The following is an 18811-nucleotide window of genomic DNA, read 5'->3' as shown; positions in this document are numbered from 1 at the left end:
AATGAGTGATAGGCGTATCATACTAGATCCTACCGGACTCTACGATATTCCCTCTGGCTATGTCCCCATCACCACAGAAGTGGAATGGATACAGTTTTTTGGTATCAGTGATGCCCCGTGCTGGGTAAAAGGTGAACGATTATGCGAATGGGCAAAAACTTGGCTGCAAGTTTGGAATAGAAGTGAGGAAATAGCGGAAATTAAGCAACATCCTCGCAGCAAACTAATACAATTATTTGCTACTGTACCCTTACCGGAAGACTGGAATGATGAGCAATTACTGATTTTTGTTACCCAGTTAGATGCTTATCCCCAAGACAATTCTATTGCCCACTTTTTGGCAGAAAACATCCTTAACAGTAATAGGCAGATATGGTTTACTGAACCTTCTATTTCCCATCTTGCCGCTTGGTTAGCAATTTTAGTCCCACAAGAATATCAACCTTTTGAGCGAGTCTGGCAGCAGCAGTTTAAGCAACATAAGTTAGCAACTTATTACCAGACTGAAGATAAATTATTGCTGTTGCGTTGTTGGTTAGGCATAGCAGAACCAGTATTCAACGACCTTGGCAAATATCCCTTGCCAATTCCCGACTCACTCACTCAAGACTTTGATAGCTACTGGGAACAACTCATCTTTCGCACTGAAGGCAAAGTATTAGAAACTCTCATACCTACTAACCAAGTAGGTATGGAAAGAATTGCCAATTGTGCTTACAAAGTTTTAGGTAAACGACCTAACTGGATAAATCGGGCAAGAGAAGCCAAAGTTATACCTTATCTTAATTATCAGCAACAGCAAGAATTAAGCCTTAACCAACCGCCACCGCAACCCCAACCCCTAGCTTTAGATGCAACTCCTCAGCAAGCTTTAGTTTGGGCAACAAAAGATTACCTGCCCTTCCGTCGCTGGGAAGTCATCAAGCAACCTACCTCTGCACCAAAGATTAGTGAAAGTTTGGCGACTAGCTTTGTCGAATGGGTACTCCACCACTACCCCCAGATGCAGATAGAATCTGTAGAAAATTCCTACCTTAATTACAGCGTTGCCTCAAAAGTAAAAAACCTTTGTCAAGAAAGTGCTGTGTTGTGGGTTGTGGTTGATGGCTTAGGATGGTTAGACCACTTAGAACTATTATCTTTACTAACAAATAAATACAAACTAGCTGTAGAAATTGCCATTGAGCCTCGGTTTAGCATCCTACCCACTAAAACAGAATATGCGAAATGGAGTCTATACGCGCAACTTTTGCCTAATGATTCTGCTTGGGTTGCTAATGCTGGCAAAGCTTTTGTAAAAATGGGCGTAGGCAAACGTTATACAGATGGACAAGTTGATAGGCTTTACAGCGCTTTGAGAAAAAAGACACATCAGCTATATTGCTGGGATACCGATGAGTTCGATCGCCTGTATCACACTCAAAAAGACTGGCAAAGTCTTTACGAACTTGACCGTTCCCACACTTTAGAAGGTATTGCCAAAAAAATTGATTATTGCTTGCAACAATACCCCAACCCAGAAGCACTAACAATTGTGATTGCCAGCGACCACGGACAGATGATGGGTACTTGCGAAAAAATCACCCACTGCCCCCCAGAACTAGAACCTAAAGGAAGGATGGCGATTGGTAAAACTGATGATAGCAGATTTGTGGTTTTGGAAGGCAATCGCTACAGTCTCCCTCACGATATTAGTATTGTGAAAGGCTCCGCTAGTTTAAGTTCTTTTAGCTACACTAGCAATCAAAAAATTATCGGTTCACATGGAGGGTTATTTCCCGAAGAAGTGCTGGTTGGCGTATCTGTCCTGCGAAAATCTATTCAACGCCGTCCTGTGCTAGTTTTCTGCGTTGGTGAAGGTAAAGCCAAACAATCAGGAGAACTAGAAATTACTATCGATAATCCTAACTCATTACCTCTGACAAACCTTTGTCTATATATTCAAGAATTGCCTGCTTTTCAACAGGGAAAACCATTAACTCAGGAAATTCCAGCAAATCAACGTTGTAGTTTTACAATCATCATCCCAGAAGTACCAAAATTGCCGCTTAATCAAGGAAATGACTTATTTTTATCTGGTGAATTAGCTTTTCAATTTGCCAATGCTGAAGCTGCAAGTATTGCCCTTAATCCTGAGTCAAAAATCACCATCAAGCAAATATTTAATAGTGGATTTGATATCGATGAATTCTTATGAAGAAATAACCTATAATAGCGATTTAGTGCGTGAGATTTTCGGCAATCTCTGTATTGATAAAACGAGATTACCCTCTAGTGGGTTAAGTTCTATTGGTCTGCCTAGCTTTGTTGGTGAATGGCTACTAGATAAAATTGTCCCTGGTTCTGGAACACTCACATCAACAGAATTAGAAAAAGTAAATAATTTTATTAAAAAAGCATTTCCTCGTAAAGATGACCGCAACGAAATTATTTTTGACTTAACGCAGGGAGAGATCCGAAAACTCATTGCTTTGATGCAGGTACGCATCAGATTAGAACAGGGAGGAAAAACAATTCCCGAACCTTTGGCACAAATTCCCGCACTAAATTTAACTGAATGTATCATTTCTACTGAGATTGTAGAACGCTATAAAATTCTTTTACGGCAAGGAATTTGGGGCAAAATTACTTTAGCTATGCTGCCTGAAGGTAAAGTAGAAGTCATGGATTTTGAACCCTTCCAATGTTCGCAAGTTGACTTGCAAGCTTATGCCGAATGTCGGGCAAAATTCAATACACAACAATGGCGAGATTTAATATTTTGCTCAATGGGTTTTAACCCCCAACATCCAAGTTATGATCGGGAAGCAAAAACATGGATATTGGCGAGGTTGCTCTCATTAGTAGAGCCTAATTATCATGTAATAGAATTAGCTCCTAAAGGTACAGGTAAAAGCTTCTTTTTTGAGAATATCAGTAGTAAAGTCAGTTTAATTAGCGGTGGTAAAGTTACTCCGGCCCAATTATTTATCAACGGTAAAACTAAAGAAGTTGGATTACTCGGACGTCATCAAGTTGTAGTTCTAGATGAAGTTCAAAGTTTAACCTTTGATAACCCTGAAGAAGTAATTGGCCCATTAAAAAATTATCTTGCTAGCGGTCGTTATAATCGTTCTGGGTTTGCGGAGATTTCTAGTGATTGTGGGTTAGTAATGCTGGCTAATATCGAATTAGATGAACAATTACAACCACGTAAGGAAGACAATTTAATTGCTAATCTGCCTAAGTTTTTTTCTGAAACTGCATTATTGGATAGACTATATGGGATTATTCCTGGTTGGAAAATTCCTAAATTTCAAAGAGAAATGGTAGCTAATCAAGTTGGGTTAAAAATGGATTTCTTTGGCGAAGCTTTGTTATCGCTACGCCAAGATAATCGCTTTATGTCTTACGCAAAGCAGCATACTCACTTTGAAAAAAATGTTAAGGTTCGTGATGAAGATGCGATTCTTAAATCAGCAGCAGGGTTTCTCAAAATTCTTTATCCCCATTTAGAATTAACATTGATGGATTATGAGCGTGATTGCCTAGAACCTGCTTGTAAATTACGCCAAGCTATCCGAAATTCACAATATTATCTTGATGATGAATTTAAGCAGCTTGGTCGAGAAATCTATGTAGAGGCAAAGTAATAATGATATTCCCGACTTCTTAAAAGATACAGGAATTTGAGCCTTCTTCAGTAAAAATATTTATTTTCTATCACTGTGGTTTGGCGGGTGGTAGAGTTGTATTTGAGGAGATATTCGTGGGCGATCGCTTCATTTTCTCGCAGTGCCTCTACTTCTTTTTTACCGATTTCAGTATCAGTGGAAAGCAGAATTACTTGATGGCTGGCTGCGGGAAAGTATTTTTCTACTAAGTTTTGGCGGTGAGAGGAGTCGAGTCTGCCAAGAGGAGTGTCAATGGCTACTGGTAAGCGGAATCCAGAGACTTTGGCTAGCCCCCAAAGAAATGCGATCGCGAGTAGTTGTTTTTCCCCTGCTGACAGGCGATGTTTCGGGACGGGTTTACCATCGAAATCGAACAGAGACAGGGCAAAGGTTTTGGTATCAATCGCTATGCGATATACTAAATCAGATTTATGTAGTAAATACAGGAAACAATTTTTTACCTCTTCCTCTAATTTATTAAGCTTTCTCAGAGTTAATTTTTCTCGAAAAACTTTCAGTGTTTCTTGAACTTTTGCGGCTGAAGTAATAATATGTTCCCTATTTTTAGTATCAATATTTTTTTCGGTATAATCTTTTAATTCTTTTTTTGTCTGTTCTAGAGTATCTGTTAATTCAGCTAAATGTTGGCGAGTCGTTTCATAAATAGCTTTAGCTTTAGCTACTTGACTTTGTGCTTCTTCTACGGCATCACGCAGCTTTTGGTAAGCTTCAGGTTCTGCTGCTGTTTGCACTTGTCTAGCTAAAGCAATCAGTTCTTCTTCTAGATTTTTGAGATTAGATAATTGTTGTTTTGCCGAAGTTTTAGCATTTTTTACATGGTATATCAAATTATCTAATTGGCTTAAACTTTCCTCGTCAGCTAATAACCAAGGTGCTTCCACTTGAGAGTAACCTGTATATAAATTATCAACATCTTCAACTAAAAAAGACTGAATTTTGCCAACCTGTTCTGAAGTAATTTTTAACTCACTGAGCCATTTAAGTAAACGTTTATCTCGCTCAAGTAAAACATCTCTGGCTAACTGTACTTGTTGATAGCGAAATTCTTTTGCTCCCTGTACTTGTACCTGACTCAGTAAATTAGGAATTAACGCCAATGGTAAAACATCAGCAGCTAAGTCACACATTGACTGTCTGATATTTTCGGCGTTAGTATTTTTTTCCTTTTGTTGTTGTTCGAGCTGATTGCGTTCGGCAGCAATTTTACCACCTTCAGAAACGAATTTATCTAAAGCATCTCGCTGGATAATTTCTAATTCTTCAATTTGATTTTTGTAAATAGCTAACTTTTCTTCTATAACTTGATAATCTTCTTGTTGTTCTATTAACCTTTGTTCAATTTTCTCTAGGTCAGCTAAATCTTTAGTATCAGCAATTTCTTTACGTTTACGATTGACTAAAATTTCCAAGTCAACTGCTAATCTATCGGCCAACTCTAACCCTAAAAGCCCGCGAATAGCTTCAATCACAATTTGTGGAGGTGTTTCCTGTTCTGCGAGTTCTTTAACTTGTTCCCCATCAAATAAGAATAAGTTAGAAATACCTAAAGGCAAAAGATTCTCTATATAATCGTCCCAGATATTCACCAGAGAATCAACAGGCCAGGTGTCATCATCGCCTAAAATACCTAGTGTATCTTTACCATCTTTAGGGTTTTTCTCCCAAGTTCTGACAATACGGTATTTTATTGGTTTATCGTCTTCAATATGCTCAAACAGTAATTCAATTCGGGTTTTTTCAGCAGGGTTAGCTTTACTATTAACGCATTGATTTAAGAAATCCCCGTAGCTTAGATTACCACGAGTAGAGCATTGAGCGCGTTGTCCATATAACGCTAGCCGTATAGAATCCATAAGAGTAGTTTTTCCCCCACCATTCATCCCACCAAGTAAAATAATTGGACGCGGATTTTCTCCACTTCTTGGGTCAAGTTTGATTACTTGTCTTCCAGCGTAAGGGCCAAAGTTTTGTAGAACTAGTTCAAGAAATATCATTTTTGTTCTTTATTTGATAATTTGGGGTGAAGGGAATAGTTATTTTGTGAAAATTTAGCAGCGATATTAACAGAGAAAAAGCGTCCAGGAAAGCCAAGAAGGTTAACTAATTATGACGAAGCATATTTAATAGCAATAACTTGCAGTGATGCACCTACTGAGAGTACACGTTAGACTTTAAGAATGTTAGCAAACCAATTTGTCAGTCTGGAAATAGTTGATAGTTTGAGCAAAAGTACAGTTGATAGAATATAAAAAAAAACTACGATTAGCCTTGGTTAAAAGAATAATGTTGCATCCCAATCCTCAATTCAGAATTCGTATACCGAATGGAAGATGTGCTTGATTTATATCCTCAACCACCCGAGATGAAACGCCCACTGGTATGCTTTGATTAAAGGTTATGCTAATTAATTGTGGATGTACATCAACCAATGCCACCTGTCCCTAAAACCGCAGATAAGTGAGGAACAGTGGCAAAATTTGATTACGAATATGAACGCAAAGAGAGTTGTAATTTATTCGCCTTTTTTGCACCATATTTAGGATGGAGACACATCGAAGTAACAGAGCGCCGTACCAAAGTAGATTTCGCTTATTGTATGAAAGAATTGGTTGATATCCCCTTTCCAGATTCGGAAATAATTCGCTTGGTAATGGATAACTTAAATACACATACAATCGGTGCATTGTATGAAGTTTTTGCCCCAGCCGTAGCCAGAAGAACTGCCAAAAAATTCGAGATTCACCATACACCAAAACATGGGATTTGGAGCAATATGATTGAAGCTGAATTGTCAGTACTTGTCCGTCAATACCTTCAACGAAGAATTCCCAATATTGAAACTTTAGAACAAGAGGTTTCAATTTGGGAATGCGATCGCAATCTTAATCAGGTTTGTGTAGATTGGCGTTTTCGTACAGAAGATGCAAGAGTTAAGCTTTCAAAAATTTACCCAACCCAGCAAAATTAATGCGATAGACCTCTAGGGGTTTAATATTCTGGAACTGCGGGATCTACTTCCCGACTCCAAGCTGTAATTCCACCTTTAACATTTGTCCCAACTATTCCAGCTTCTTTAAGAATGCTCAAGGCTTTTGCCGATCGCCCACCCATCTTACAATGGGCATACAAACGATGGCCGTTGAACAATTCCTTAATCTTATCAATGCCTGTACCGGCTTCGATTTCCGATAAAGGTATTAAAACTGAACCAGGAATTCTGGCTATTTCATACTCATGAGGATTGCGGACATCCAGCAGCATAAAATCATCTGCGCCACTTTCCAGCAATTCTTTCAATTCCACTACGCTGATTTCTTGAATTTCCTGCTGTTGTTTCGCTTCTTCTGCTTTAGCTTGGGGAATACCGCAGAATTCTTCGTAATCTATCAGTTTTTCAATGACTGGGCGAATGGGGTTAGGACGCAGCTTCAACTCGCGGAACTTCATTTCTAAGGCGTTGTACAGCAGCAGGCGTCCGCTTAAGGTGTTACCCTGTCCGAGGATAATTTTCACAGTTTCTGTTGCTTGGATCACACCGATAATTCCTGGCAATATTCCTAACACGCCACCTTCTGCACAGGAGGGAACCATTCCTGGTGGTGGTGGTTCGGGATACAAGTCACGATAATTCGGCCCGCCTTCGTAGTTAAATACAGTTGCTTGTCCTTCAAACCGGAAAATCGAACCGTAAACGTTGGGCTTGTTTAGCAACACACAAGCGTCGTTGACTAAATATCTTGTGGGGAAGTTATCAGTACCATCCACGACAATATCGTAAGGTTCCAAAATACTCAGAGCATTTTCAGCACTGAGGCGAACCTCATGAAGATCGACCTGACAGTAAGGGTTTATCTCCAGAATTCGATCTTTAGCTGATTGAATCTTGGGTTTACCTACCCAGGATGTACCGTGAATGACTTGGCGTTGCAAATTAGAAGTATCGACAACATCGAAATCAACAATACCGATGCGCCCTACACCCGCAGCTGCCAAATATAACAGCAGTGGCGCACCAAGTCCACCTGTACCGATACACAGTACGCTGGCGGCTTTGAGACGTTTTTGTCCATCAAGTCCCACTTCCGGCAAAATCAGGTGGCGGGAGTAGCGTTCGTAATCGTCTTTTGTTAACTGGATTTCTTCCAGATTGGGATTGAGCATAGCAATTTAATGTGGAGGGCGGACTATTTATCGTAGCGAAAAATGATATCCGTATTGAATAGCTTGTTTAAATTATGTGTTGAATTACTTCTGGTTGGAATTGATGAGTGTCATCTAAACTCCAGCTTTGGAGTGTTTCAGCTTTACCTTTTTGGACGGAAACTATTATATACGAGTATTCAGGCCAAGCATAGAGGCGATCGCATTCTGAGGGAATCGCTGGTGCATCGGGGTGGGAATGGTAAATACCGATAATGTTCAACGCGCGATCGCGTGCTTCTCTTTGTGCTTGTAACATGACTTGGGGTGCGATCGCATATCTTCGCCTTTGAGTTTCGTCTGTGCGATCGTCTGGGAAATTTGCTGATTCTGTATTCCAGGCATTTTCTGTAGGCATAACTTCTACTACAGTTTTGCCTTCACTAGTAGTATGACCGAATATTATACCGCAACACTCATCGGGGTAAGTGCTTTGAGCATGGGTGCGGATATTTTGCAGGTGTTCTCTTAGGACTTGGAGAATCATGGAGGATTATTAACCGCCGATGAACGCTGATAAACGCCGATAATTAGGATTTAGAAATTTCGTGCGACACGTTTAATTTCTACTTTAGGATTGCCAAAGTTTGTTAGTAAGCAAACTTTAAGGCCTGTGGCTTTGAGATAGTTAAGACACTGTGCAAAATGCTTCTCTTCCAAAGCTTTAACAGCCTTGAGTTCGACTAATACTAAGTTTTCAACTAGTAAATCAGCAAAGAATTGACCAACTACAATACCGTCATATCGTACCTCTATCTCGGATTGTTGTTCTACCAACAGTCCGTTTTTTCGCAGTTCATAAGCCAAAGCATTCTCATATACCTTCTCCAAAAATCCACAACCTAACCCATTACCCACTGTAAATGCACAACCAATAACTTTTTCCGTGATTCTATCCATCTCCCATCGGCGTTTATCGGCGGTTTATTTTTATCCATCAGAAATTACGACTCAGCTTCTCAATCGAACTTTCCAGTAATTCTTTCACTTCGACAACATTACTGACAAGGCGATCGTAACAAGAAGATGATAGGAATTCCAACTCATAGCAAAGCAACAGGTAATATTCCACCTCAATTGCTGCATCCTTTGCCAATTCCAGAAAATTGAGTTGTGTTTCCCAATCTTCGCGGTTGCATCCTTGCGCAATTTTTATTGGAATGGCAGAACAAGCTAAACGTATTTGTTGTGTTAATCCCATTAATTCAGTTTCGGGGAATGTACCAGTAACTTCATAAACTGCTACTGTCAGTTCATGGGCTTTTTCCCACTCTTTAATTTCTCTAAAGTCTGTCATTTTGATGCTTGGTGACGCTGGTAATTTTTAAGTAGACATAGCCTTAAATATTACTATGGCACTAAGAGTTACTTCAATCTCTCAGGTAATCTACTCAAATTAACCAGAGTCTAAATCTTGTAAAAATTTGATAATATATTTAACAAAATTCTTATTAATAATTAGGAAAGCATAGTGACTTTTCCTGTGGCTAGGTCATAACGACCGCCAACAATTTTAAGTTTGTCATCTTTCACCAAGTTTCTTAAAATTGTTGAACTTTCTGCTAACCTTCGTGCTTGATATTGCACATTGGTGATAATAGCACTTTCTTCTAAATTGCCAGTTTTGTTTCTAGCTATTTCTACTGCTGGTTTAATTTCTTCTACAAAAATACCAATTCTCCCAGGTAGAGGTTGACCTTCTACCGCCGCGTGTACTGCACCGCATTTTGCGTGTCCTAGAACTAAAATTAGTTGAGCGCCTAACACAGATGTAGCGTATTCCAAGCTACCTATAGCTTCTTGAGAGGCCACATTTCCAGCTACTCGCACAACAAATAAATCTCCTAGCCCTTGGTCGAAAATAATTTCTGCGGGTACTCTAGAATCGGCACATCCTAGTATGGCGGCAAACGGATATTGAGCTACGGCTGTTTCTTGCAAACGGAATTTAGATTGATGGGGATTTAGACGCTGTTCTTGCACAAACCGTTGATTTCCCGCTAGCAAATTTTTTAAGGCGGCTTGGGGATTAACTGGTTGCGGTTTTTCTACAACATCAGCATTAGATGGGTATTCAGCTAAAGAAGGCTCTTTGTTCCACAGTATACCGCCAGCACCAACAATAGCCCCGATTCCAATACTACCCAAACCGGTCAAATGCAAAAAATTGCGACGTCCAATAAATCCGTGAATTCTAGCCATTCTTCTACCTGACAACAGCTTGGTTGTTGCCTGGAAGATATCAAAATTCAGCCAGATGCAAGAGTACCCGCTGACACGGTTTAAGAGTTATTTAATTTTTTGTCATTTGTCAAGAGTCCAGGGTCAAAAGTCAACAGTGATTTCTTCCTCCTCTACTTCCTTGTCTCCCCACACTCCCCTTAATGCCCTTTCCCGGCTCCTAGATACAGTTCTGCCACTTTGGGGTCATTCAACAATTCTCGACCGGGGCCAGAGATAGCATCGCGTCCTGACTCTAGTACATAACCGCGATCTGCCATTTCCAAGGCTTTACGGGCGTTTTGTTCTACTAGAACAATTGCTGTACCACTTTGGTTAATTTGTTTAATCTGTTCAAATACTTGGGTGACGAGGATGGGAGATAAAGCCGCAGAAGGTTCATCTAAAAGCAGCAAACTCGGTTCTAACATCAAAGCTTTACCCATCGCCAACATCTGACGTTCTCCGCCAGAAAGCGTACCTGCGCGTTGACGACGGCGATCGCTTAATCGGGGAAACATGGTAAATATTTTATCTTTGAGGGGTTTTAGCGGAATATCGCGCACAAAAGCCCCCATTTCCAAGTTCTCTTCAATTGTTAGAGAGGGGAAGACATTCGCTATTTGGGGGACGTAGCACATTCCCCGTTGCACGATTTGATTTGACTTGAGCCCCGCAATATTTTCACCTTTAAAGGTTATTGTGCCTGTATGGGGAGTTAACAGTCCAAAAATGGTTTTTGCCAAGGTGGATTTACCAGCACCGTTAGGGCCGATTACAGTTACTAATTCTCCAGCTTCAACGCGGAAATTCACACCTTGTAGGATATCTACGTCTTTAATATATCCAGCGCGAACATTTTGAACTTCTAGTAAATAGTCAATAGTCATTTGTCAATAGTCATTTGTTATTGGGTATGGGGCATGGGGGAGGCGGTGCGATCTTAAGGTCTCCCCAAGTTGAGCAACTGCCGTCATTAGGCATGGGGTATTGGAAATTAATAATAGCTCTTTCCCCCTTGTCTTCCTTGTCTCCCTTGTCCCCACATCTTCATTAACCCTGCCTGGACTATGGACTATTATGGTGTTTTTTGCAAATCGGGTCGCTCTTCGGGAACGATCGCTCCTTCTACTGGGCAAACTTGGATACAGATGCCACAGTCAATGCAGGTAGCAAAGTCAATCCAGTACCAATCGGTTCCCTTGACGTTTTTACCCGGCCCATCATGGATGCAGGCTACTGGACAAGCGTCTACGCAGTCAGCGATGCCTTCACAGACATCAGTAACAATTGTGTGTGGCATATTCTTGATTCCCTCTCTTGAAAGTCGGCTGTTTCTAGCCTAGCAATTAGAAATATTTACTACTCAGCTGTAGCGTATATATTTTGCCTATGCTTAGTAGTCAGAATGCTTAAGACAATGGTTCTATGGTTGGCGAACCATCAGCTTGAATCCAGGCGATTTTGGCAATACCGCGATCGCGTGCGTATTGCCGGATGGCTTCTGCATCTCTGCCGCCTAAATCTATTTCTACCCGTACTATCTCGTGAGCATAGCGTAGCTTTTGGGCATAGGCAAAGGCAGCAGCATCAGCACGATCTGTCTCTGGTACTACTAACCAATCGCTAGCAGGGGGAGCTTGCGGTAATTGCTGAGTAGATTGAATGATTTGGTATAAATCTTCGATATTGAGGGCAAAGCCAATACCGGGGATGTTTTCTCCTTGGGGATGATACAGCCCTAAAAGCTGGTCGTAGCGGCCACCTCTGCCTAAAACTTGGGCTTGTCCTTCTTTGTCGCTGACGACTTCAAACACAATACCAGTGTAGTAGTCGATGGTTTCAATCAAGCTGAGATCGAGGATTAAAGGGTAATTTCCCTCTGATTGCACTAACTCAACTAAAGATGAGAGGTTGTTGACAGCCTCTTGTTGGGCTTTGTCGAGATCTAAGCTGTTGACTTTTTTTAAAACTTCGCTGCTTGTACCGCGTAGATCTAAGATCAGTCTGGCGCGATCGCGGAGTTCATCACTTAGCGGTAAATTGTCTATGGCAATGCGGTCAAGATTAGCGATCGCACTACGAACTTTACCTTGGAGATGCGCTGGAAAAACACTCAACAGCGATCGGGTAATTCCCGCTTCACCTAATATTAAATGCCATCGCTGCAACGACAGTGCCGCCAAGCAATCTGCTACTAACAACAACACTTCTGCATTGGCTAGCAATCCGCCAGCACCCAGCAACTCTACCCCAGCTTGATAAAACTCTTGCTGACGGTTATGCCGATTTTCCCAGATACGACGAAACACATTGGCATTGTAGTACAGCCTTTGCGGGTAAGTAGCACCTGCCATGCGCGTCACGACAGTACGAGCGATAGAAGCTGTTAGTTCTGGACGCAACCCTAATTCTTCATCTTCAGAATTTTGGAGTTGAATTACCGTTTGGCGCTGAATTGCTTCTCCCGCCATCAAGGTATCCATGCGCTCCAAAGTTGAGGTGATAATCCTGTGATATCCCCAACGATGAAATACTTGTTGTAACCTATCTTCAATCCAGCGTTTTTGAGCCACATCCAAAGGTAATAAATCCCTGGCTCCCGCTGCTGGTTGATAAACCATTAATCCTCCGTAATACTATTCCGTTCTCTGGCAAAATCTCTTGATTATGGAAATAGCACTAAGCGTGAGTCGCTGATTAATTTTTCTTTCCACCAAACAAACCACCAAACAAACCACCACCTCCAGACTTATCTGATTGTTTACCAGCAATATTGAAAGGTGAAGTTCCCTTAGAATTACCAGATTGTTGCCCTAAAGCTTTGTCTAGTTTTGGTTTCCATTCCAACGCTAGTTTGTCATTGGGGTCTAATTTCAGCGCATTCTCAAAGTGAACCTTGGCCATCTTCAAGCGATTTTGCTTCAAATACACCAATGCTATCAGGCTATGGCATCGACTATTCTTCGGTTCTAGTTTTAAAGCATCTTGCAGTTCTACTTGAGCTTGGGCAAATTGGTTTTTGTCAATCAAAGTTTGGGCGCGACGGAGATAGTGTTCCACTGCTGAATCTTCGTTAGCAGCTGGTGGCGGAGGTGGTGGTGCTGGTGCAGGATTTGGCGGAACTGGATTCGCTGTGGGTTGAATCAATGGTGGGGGTGGTGCGGTTAAGGATTTACCAGCACTCCGCATCAGGTAAACTAAATTCAACTCACTAATCTGGGCGATGATTTGCGGTACTTGCTGCAATGACTGATATTGGGTTTCTGCAAGTTTAGCGATCGCAGTTTTATATACCTGATTTATATTTGATTCTGGTGCAGTGGCTAACTGTTTACCCAAATTGGAGTGAATATCCACCGCAGTAGATTCTTGTACTAAACGCTTACCCATTTGGGACAGAACGATCATGTATTCCGCACGAGTGCGTTCCGCAGAAAGTTTTTCGTAAGCTGGGTTCACCAACTTTGATAAAAATTCGTTAGCTAGCTGCTTTTCAGACGCACTTGCAGCAGCATTGGTATCAGGATGTAACATTCGCGCAATTGCTAAATAGCGTTTGCGAATCTCTTTTACATCCGCATCAACAGGAATGCACAAAACTGCATGATGGTCTATGAAATCATATTTAAAAAGTCCGCGATCTATTCTTAAAGACATAAAAGGGTATGCACCAATTTCAGCGAAATATTTTTCTAGTTTACTTCGCTATATTGGCGATCTGTCAGTGGTAAATTGTTAAAAGTCATACCCTCAAATAGTTAATTTCCTCAAGTCCAACTTGACAGCGGACGAACTTGCATCAATTCCTGACTGATACTTTCGTGCAGGCGGCCGTTAGTAGCGAGAATTCTTCCTGACTCAATTTTGAAAGGACTGGCATCATAGGCAGTCACCTTCCCGCCAGCTTCTTGCAGGATAATGATGCCAGCCGCCATATCCCAAGGAGAAAGTCCCCTTTCCCAATAGCCATCAAAACGCCCACAAGCAACATAAGCTAAATCCATCGCGGCTGAACCACTGCGCCTCACACCTTGAGTTAGATGGGTGAAATGACAAAATTCTGCATAGTTATTATCAGATGTTTCCCGGCGATCGTAGGCAAATCCCGTTACCAACAGACTTTTACCTAGTTCAGAAGTATCAGAAACTTTAATCGGGCGACGGTTACGTGTTGCACCCAAGCCAGCCGCCGCCCGAAATAGCTCATTGTGGAAGGGGTTATAAATGACACCTACTTGAGGAGCGCCATTAATTAATAACCCAATCGAAACAGCAAAATAAGGATATTGGTGAGCGTAGTTGGTCGTCCCATCAAGAGGATCGATTGCCCAAAGATATTGATTTTCCTGATTTCCCAGTTTCCCAGACTCCTCAGCCAAGATAGAGTGTTCGGGAAAGTGGCGACGCAAAACATCCAAGACAACCACTTCCGAAGCTTTATCAGCAACGGTAACTAGATCGCCAGGACGACCTTTTTCTGCGATCGCATCTTCTAATTTACCCCAGTAACCTTGCAATACTTCACCAGCAGCTAAAGCCGCTTCTGTGGCTATGTCGAGAAAGATTTGTAAATTTGTCATTTGTCATTTGTCGTTGGTTATTGGGCATTGGGCATTGAGCAAGAGTCAATGGTCATTTGTCATTTCTCCCCACACTCCCCACACTCCTTCATCTCCCCCTGCCCCCTGCCTCTATCATCGATACTGGCGGCGAAACTCAGCAGGCGTGAGGCGCATGGGTTTTTCTGGTTGCCAAATTCCTTGTCCCATGATTCTCGCCCATTGTTGGGCACGTTCTAAACGCTGGTCGTATTTGTGATTAGGCGATCGCGGTACAAATAATACGTACCCTTGTTTGACTAATTCTTCATTCAACAATTTCTTATCTTTCCATACATACGCCAAAGTCCGGCCAATTTTGTCTTTGGGTTCAATGTCAAACTCCAACGTGACAACTTGTTCTGCGCCTCCAATTTGTGTCTCTAACGCTTGTCTGGCATTATCTCCCCAAGGACGCTGACGGATATCGGGCGCATCAATTCCAATTAACCGCACTTGGGAAATCAAATTTGGTTGTTCAGCCATCCCTAAAACTTCCAAACTTTGCCCACTTACCACCCGCGCTATCTTCACCTGCACCTGATTGGCTGTGAGTTGATTGTTGGCTTGACAACTCACAAGGAGTAATAGACAAGCCAAAATGACTATTTTCCGCACTAATACGCCAAACTGCGCCGCCAGAGTCTTAATCTGCACCTTTGCGCCAACCAAATCTTAATCCTCATCTAAGGGTAAACCCGCTTTAACTTTCCCTTTGGCAAAATAGCGCCCAAACTGGAGTTCATAGACTTCATCTTCGTCTTGGGTCTCCACTTCTAAATCAGAACGGGGATAACTCACACATAATAAGGCATAACCTTTGCGCCGCAACTCAGGCGACAATCCAATTGCCTCTGGTTGATAAATTTCTCCCGACAGCACCCTCACCGCACAAGTCGTACAAGCCCCATTACGGCAAGAAAACGGCAATTCCGTCCCCTGGTTTTCGGCGCTGTGCAATATGTAACGGTCTTCTGGCACTTGTAGGGTGTATTCTTTGCCAGAATTGCGATCGTGAACTTTAATCGTGTATGTTCGGGACATTTTGATTGGAGATTTTAACTGTACTCTCAAATATTTTCTTTCATCTTTGCATTTTCTGGAATTTCAGTGTAGAATCGTAAATCGTGGCACCTGGAGAGGTGGCCGAGTGGTTGAAGGCGCAGCACTGGAAATGCTGTTTGGGGGCAACTTCAACGAGGGTTCGAATCCCTCCCTCTCCGTTTTAAAAGCATAGAATAATAAGCAGCAAAAGCACGGAACTGTTCGGCTTGAGTGATATGGTTTTAGCTATTCGCCTTTTAACAGTTCAAGATTATCACCGCATGGCAGAGGCGGGAATTTTTCGTCCAGAAGAACGGGTTGAGTTAATTGCAGGGCAAATAATTCAGATGGTAGCTAAGGGAACTGCTCACGAATCAGCAATTACTCGCATAGATAGATTATTGCGAAACCGCATAAGCGCTCAAGTTTTACTGCGGTTTCAGTCCCCTGTGCAACTAGATGATTATTCGGAACCAGAACCAGATGTAGCTGTGGTAGTTCCCGATTCTTTAGATTACGATGACCATCATCCCACTCCATCAGAGATATTTTTGATTATTGAAGTGGCTGATACTAGTCTCAAATATGACCGAGAAGTCAAAGCGCCTCTATATGCCAAGTCGGGTATTTTAGATTACTGGGTTTTAGATGTAAATAAGCGAAAGCTTTATGTCTATCGCTTACCAAGTCCAGAAGGTTATCAAAGTGAGAGTATTCTCGCAGAGGATGTGCAAATTTCTCCCTTGGCATTTCCTGAGTGCATAATTACAGTACGGGAAATGTTACGACCTATGAGTTAAGTATTTTAATTAGCGAGCATCGCTTGCTTATTTGCAAGTAATAAAAACTGCGTAGGTGTAGGTACTATTTTCAAACTCTCAATTAGACTTAATTGTAGGTTCGGTTGAGGAACGAAACCCAACATTTACGTTACTTCGTTGGGTTGCGCATCGCTTGACTTTCAAGACAGTCGCTACTTTTTGAGTTTGAAAACACTGTATAAAATATAGAATTATAGAAAATTCGCGTATTTTAACGAAACTAAGCAAGCAAAATGGCGAAATATGCATTGCTGATTGGGGCTAGTGAGTATGAATCTCAGAAGATAAATAATTTATCTGGTGTAATCAAAGATATTGAAGCAATGCAGCGTGTTTTGCTGAATTCAAAGATAGGCGGGTTTGATGAAGTCAAATTTTTGTCTAGTCCTGATTCTGATACTATGCGCTCAGAAATTGAGCAGTTGTTCATGGAAAAATGTCAGAAAGATGATGTAGTGCTGCTTTATTTTTCTGGACATGGCTATAGACATGAAGACGGAAATCTATTTTTTATCAGCCGCAACACTCAAATTAATCCCCAAGGTTTCCCAAGAATTGGTACAGCAGTAGACGCCAAATTCATTCATGAACGTTACATGAGCCGTAGCAAATCCAAGCGACAAGTTTTAATTCTTGACTGCTGCTTTAGCGGTGCTTTTGCTGAGGGTATGAGTGCTAAAGAAATTTCCACTCTCAGCATTACAAATGAAATTGTTGAGCAATTAGGTGGTGAAGGTAGAGCTGTGTTAACCTCTTCTACAGCTACACAAAAATCTTTTGAAGATTCAGGAGGCGGGGTTTACACCCGCTATTTAATTGAGGGAATTGAGACAGGAGCCGCAAGCGATAATGATGGTTTTATTACAGTAGCAGCACTGCATGAATATGCCAAGCGTAAGGTGCAGGAAGCAAAACCAGCAATGAAGCCAGAAATTTTCGCAGTTCGGGAAGGTTATACAATTCGCCTAGCTAAAGCACCAGTAGGCAATCCGCAATTAGAGTATCGTAAAGAAGTTGAGCAACGTGTCAGAAATGGTCGTGTCTCAGTTGTGGGACGTAAGGTTCTGATTCGTAGACAAAGGGAGTTGGGGTTAAACTCGGAAGTAGCAGCAGCGATAGAAGAAGAAGTTCTCAAACCATTCCGTGAGTTACAAGAAAGTTTGCTGGAATACGAACAAACTCTAACTGAAGCTTTAGGAGAAGAACCAATTCTAAGTGATGGAACTCTTGGCGATTTACAGCGATTACAGCAAATTCTCAAACTTCGAGATGAGGATGTTGAAGCTATACATAATCGCTTGATTCCTCAGCAGTCAATTTCGACAAGTAATACTATTTCATCGCAGCCAATCTCAACTAGTGACACCAAAGAACCGACACCTAAAGAAGACGATGACCTCAGTTCAGAAAAAGGCATAGATTATACCAAGCTGCGCGACTTGCTAGCAGCAGGAAACTGGAAAGATGCTGATTATGAAACTTATTTAGTAATGCTTCAAACAGTAGGGCGAGAGAAAGGCGACTGGATAAGATCTGATGAATTATTAAACTTTCCCTGTACTGACCTCCGCACAATTGACCGCCTATGGGTAAAATACAGCAATGGACGTTTTGGCTTCAGCGTTCAAAAAGAAATTTACTTAAGCGTTGGTGGTAAGCCAGACGGTAACTATGACGAAGAAGCCTGGAATAAATTTGGTGATCGCGTAGGATGGAGAGTAGATAGCAGTTGGATTAGCTACAGCACTGTCATTTTTGATACCTCAGCCCCTAAGGGACACCTCCCCGTGTGCGTGTTTTTCGTATGGCGTATGGCGGGAGTGGGAAGGGTGGTTTCGCGCCGGGTATGGCGGGGTGGTCTCTTCTCTCGCATCGAGACTTGTAAACTGTAACATTTAAGGCTTTCAGAAATTTAAGAAGATTTATTAAAAGCCTCTAATGCACTGTAGAATCAACATTTACGAATATCGATACCTGGCACTGCGGGATGATAACAATTCGCCTGAATAAATATTTTTGCTACCTCATGTACCTCAGTATCTTCAATTATTCTTTGCTTATCCCAAGGTAAGTCGCGAAGATGAATTACTCGGTAGGGGCACGGCATCGATAAGATATCTGTGTAACCGAAAGCCTGTGGATGTTCCCTACAACAGATATGGTTCAAATATGCGAAAACTATTGTAAAGTGCGATCGCCCTAGCTTTGTCAAAATGCATTCACCAACAAACTTTGGTCATCAACGTTACAA

Annotated in this window: 19 protein-coding genes and 1 tRNA gene; 6 read left to right on the top strand and 14 right to left on the bottom strand. The window is 41.6% G+C overall.

Going from position 1 to position 18811, the window contains the following annotated elements; genetic code table 11:
• Window position 1 precedes the first annotated feature (1 nt).
• On the top strand, window positions 2-2197 hold the full coding sequence (locus AACU33_RS06210) for a hypothetical protein (RefSeq protein WP_096587559.1): 2196 nt from the start codon (window positions 2-4) through the stop codon (window positions 2195-2197).
• A complete protein-coding gene (gene brxL / locus AACU33_RS06205; protein ID WP_096587558.1) occupies window positions 2184-3632 on the top strand; it encodes a BREX system Lon protease-like protein BrxL in 1449 nt (482 codons plus the stop codon). The genes AACU33_RS06210 and brxL overlap by 14 nt, the downstream gene beginning before the upstream one ends.
• A gap of 47 nt (window positions 3633-3679) precedes the next feature.
• Here the strand turns inward: brxL and dndD are convergent, their stop codons facing one another.
• The gene (dndD, locus tag AACU33_RS06200; protein WP_096587557.1) at window positions 3680-5668 is read right to left on the bottom strand and encodes a DNA sulfur modification protein DndD; all 1989 of its coding nucleotides are present in this window, start codon (window positions 5666-5668) and stop codon (window positions 3680-3682) included.
• A 473-nt stretch (window positions 5669-6141) separates the two neighbouring features.
• On the opposite strand from dndD, the gene AACU33_RS06195 reads away from it, so the two are divergent.
• Entirely contained in the window at window positions 6142-6642 is a 501-nt protein-coding gene (locus AACU33_RS06195) for a transposase (RefSeq protein WP_096587556.1), read from the top strand.
• A 20-nt stretch (window positions 6643-6662) separates the two neighbouring features.
• On the opposite strand, the gene moeB is transcribed toward AACU33_RS06195, so the two are convergent.
• The 12 genes from moeB to AACU33_RS06135 all read right to left on the bottom strand — a co-directional run bounded on the left by moeB (window position 6663) and on the right by AACU33_RS06135 (window position 15739).
• Entirely contained in the window at window positions 6663-7835 is a 1173-nt protein-coding gene (gene moeB, locus AACU33_RS06190) for a molybdopterin-synthase adenylyltransferase MoeB (protein WP_096587555.1), read from the bottom strand.
• Window positions 7836-7902: 67 nt separating this feature from the next.
• Window positions 7903-8361 (bottom strand): Mov34/MPN/PAD-1 family protein, encoded by a 459-nt coding sequence (locus AACU33_RS06185; RefSeq protein ID WP_096587554.1) that lies wholly within the window; start codon window positions 8359-8361, stop codon window positions 7903-7905.
• 50 nt (window positions 8362-8411) lie between these two features.
• On the bottom strand, window positions 8412-8774 hold the full coding sequence (locus AACU33_RS06180) for a GxxExxY protein (protein WP_096587553.1): 363 nt from the start codon (window positions 8772-8774) through the stop codon (window positions 8412-8414).
• 37 nt (window positions 8775-8811) lie between these two features.
• Entirely contained in the window at window positions 8812-9171 is a 360-nt protein-coding gene (locus AACU33_RS06175; protein ID WP_096587552.1) for a four helix bundle protein, read from the bottom strand.
• A 161-nt stretch (window positions 9172-9332) separates the two neighbouring features.
• Entirely contained in the window at window positions 9333-10076 is a 744-nt protein-coding gene (locus AACU33_RS06170; protein ID WP_096587551.1) for a carbonic anhydrase, read from the bottom strand.
• 179 nt (window positions 10077-10255) lie between these two features.
• A complete protein-coding gene (locus tag AACU33_RS06165; protein ID WP_096587550.1) occupies window positions 10256-10984 on the bottom strand; it encodes an ABC transporter ATP-binding protein in 729 nt (242 codons plus the stop codon).
• Window positions 10985-11172: 188 nt separating this feature from the next.
• Window positions 11173-11397, bottom strand: coding sequence for an indolepyruvate ferredoxin oxidoreductase subunit alpha (locus AACU33_RS06160; protein ID WP_086759182.1), 225 nt, complete (start codon window positions 11395-11397; stop codon window positions 11173-11175).
• Window positions 11398-11506: 109 nt separating this feature from the next.
• On the bottom strand, window positions 11507-12718 hold the full coding sequence (locus AACU33_RS06155) for an ATP phosphoribosyltransferase regulatory subunit (protein WP_096587549.1): 1212 nt from the start codon (window positions 12716-12718) through the stop codon (window positions 11507-11509).
• Window positions 12719-12794: 76 nt separating this feature from the next.
• On the bottom strand, window positions 12795-13754 hold the full coding sequence (locus tag AACU33_RS06150; protein ID WP_096587548.1) for a J domain-containing protein: 960 nt from the start codon (window positions 13752-13754) through the stop codon (window positions 12795-12797).
• 110 nt (window positions 13755-13864) lie between these two features.
• Window positions 13865-14677 carry an inositol monophosphatase family protein gene (locus AACU33_RS06145; protein WP_096587546.1) on the bottom strand — a complete coding sequence of 271 codons (813 nt, stop codon included), beginning with the start codon at window positions 14675-14677 and terminating at the stop codon, window positions 13865-13867.
• Window positions 14678-14791: 114 nt separating this feature from the next.
• A complete protein-coding gene (locus tag AACU33_RS06140; protein ID WP_096587545.1) occupies window positions 14792-15367 on the bottom strand; it encodes a thermonuclease family protein in 576 nt (191 codons plus the stop codon).
• A gap of 3 nt (window positions 15368-15370) precedes the next feature.
• Complete coding sequence (locus AACU33_RS06135) at window positions 15371-15739, bottom strand: 2Fe-2S iron-sulfur cluster-binding protein (RefSeq protein ID WP_096587543.1); 369 nt, start codon at window positions 15737-15739, stop codon at window positions 15371-15373.
• A 92-nt stretch (window positions 15740-15831) separates the two neighbouring features.
• On the opposite strand from AACU33_RS06135, the gene AACU33_RS06130 reads away from it, so the two are divergent.
• The 3 genes from AACU33_RS06130 (at window position 15832) to AACU33_RS37550 (ending at window position 18452) form a co-directional block, all read left to right on the top strand.
• Window positions 15832-15918, top strand: a tRNA-Ser gene (locus AACU33_RS06130).
• A 57-nt stretch (window positions 15919-15975) separates the two neighbouring features.
• Complete coding sequence (locus tag AACU33_RS06125; RefSeq protein ID WP_096587542.1) at window positions 15976-16539, top strand: Uma2 family endonuclease; 564 nt, start codon at window positions 15976-15978, stop codon at window positions 16537-16539.
• A 254-nt stretch (window positions 16540-16793) separates the two neighbouring features.
• Window positions 16794-18452 (top strand): caspase, EACC1-associated type, encoded by a 1659-nt coding sequence (locus AACU33_RS37550; RefSeq protein ID WP_096587540.1) that lies wholly within the window; start codon window positions 16794-16796, stop codon window positions 18450-18452.
• Window positions 18453-18511: 59 nt separating this feature from the next.
• On the opposite strand, the gene AACU33_RS06110 is transcribed toward AACU33_RS37550, so the two are convergent.
• A complete protein-coding gene (locus AACU33_RS06110; RefSeq protein WP_339375793.1) occupies window positions 18512-18667 on the bottom strand; it encodes a hypothetical protein in 156 nt (51 codons plus the stop codon).
• Between the last annotated feature and the right edge of the window lie 144 nt (window positions 18668-18811).

Source organism: Calothrix sp. NIES-2098 (assembly GCF_963875125.1).
GTDB lineage: Bacteria > Cyanobacteriota > Cyanobacteriia > Cyanobacteriales > Nostocaceae > Aulosira.
This window is presented reverse-complemented; position numbering and strand designations above follow the sequence as displayed.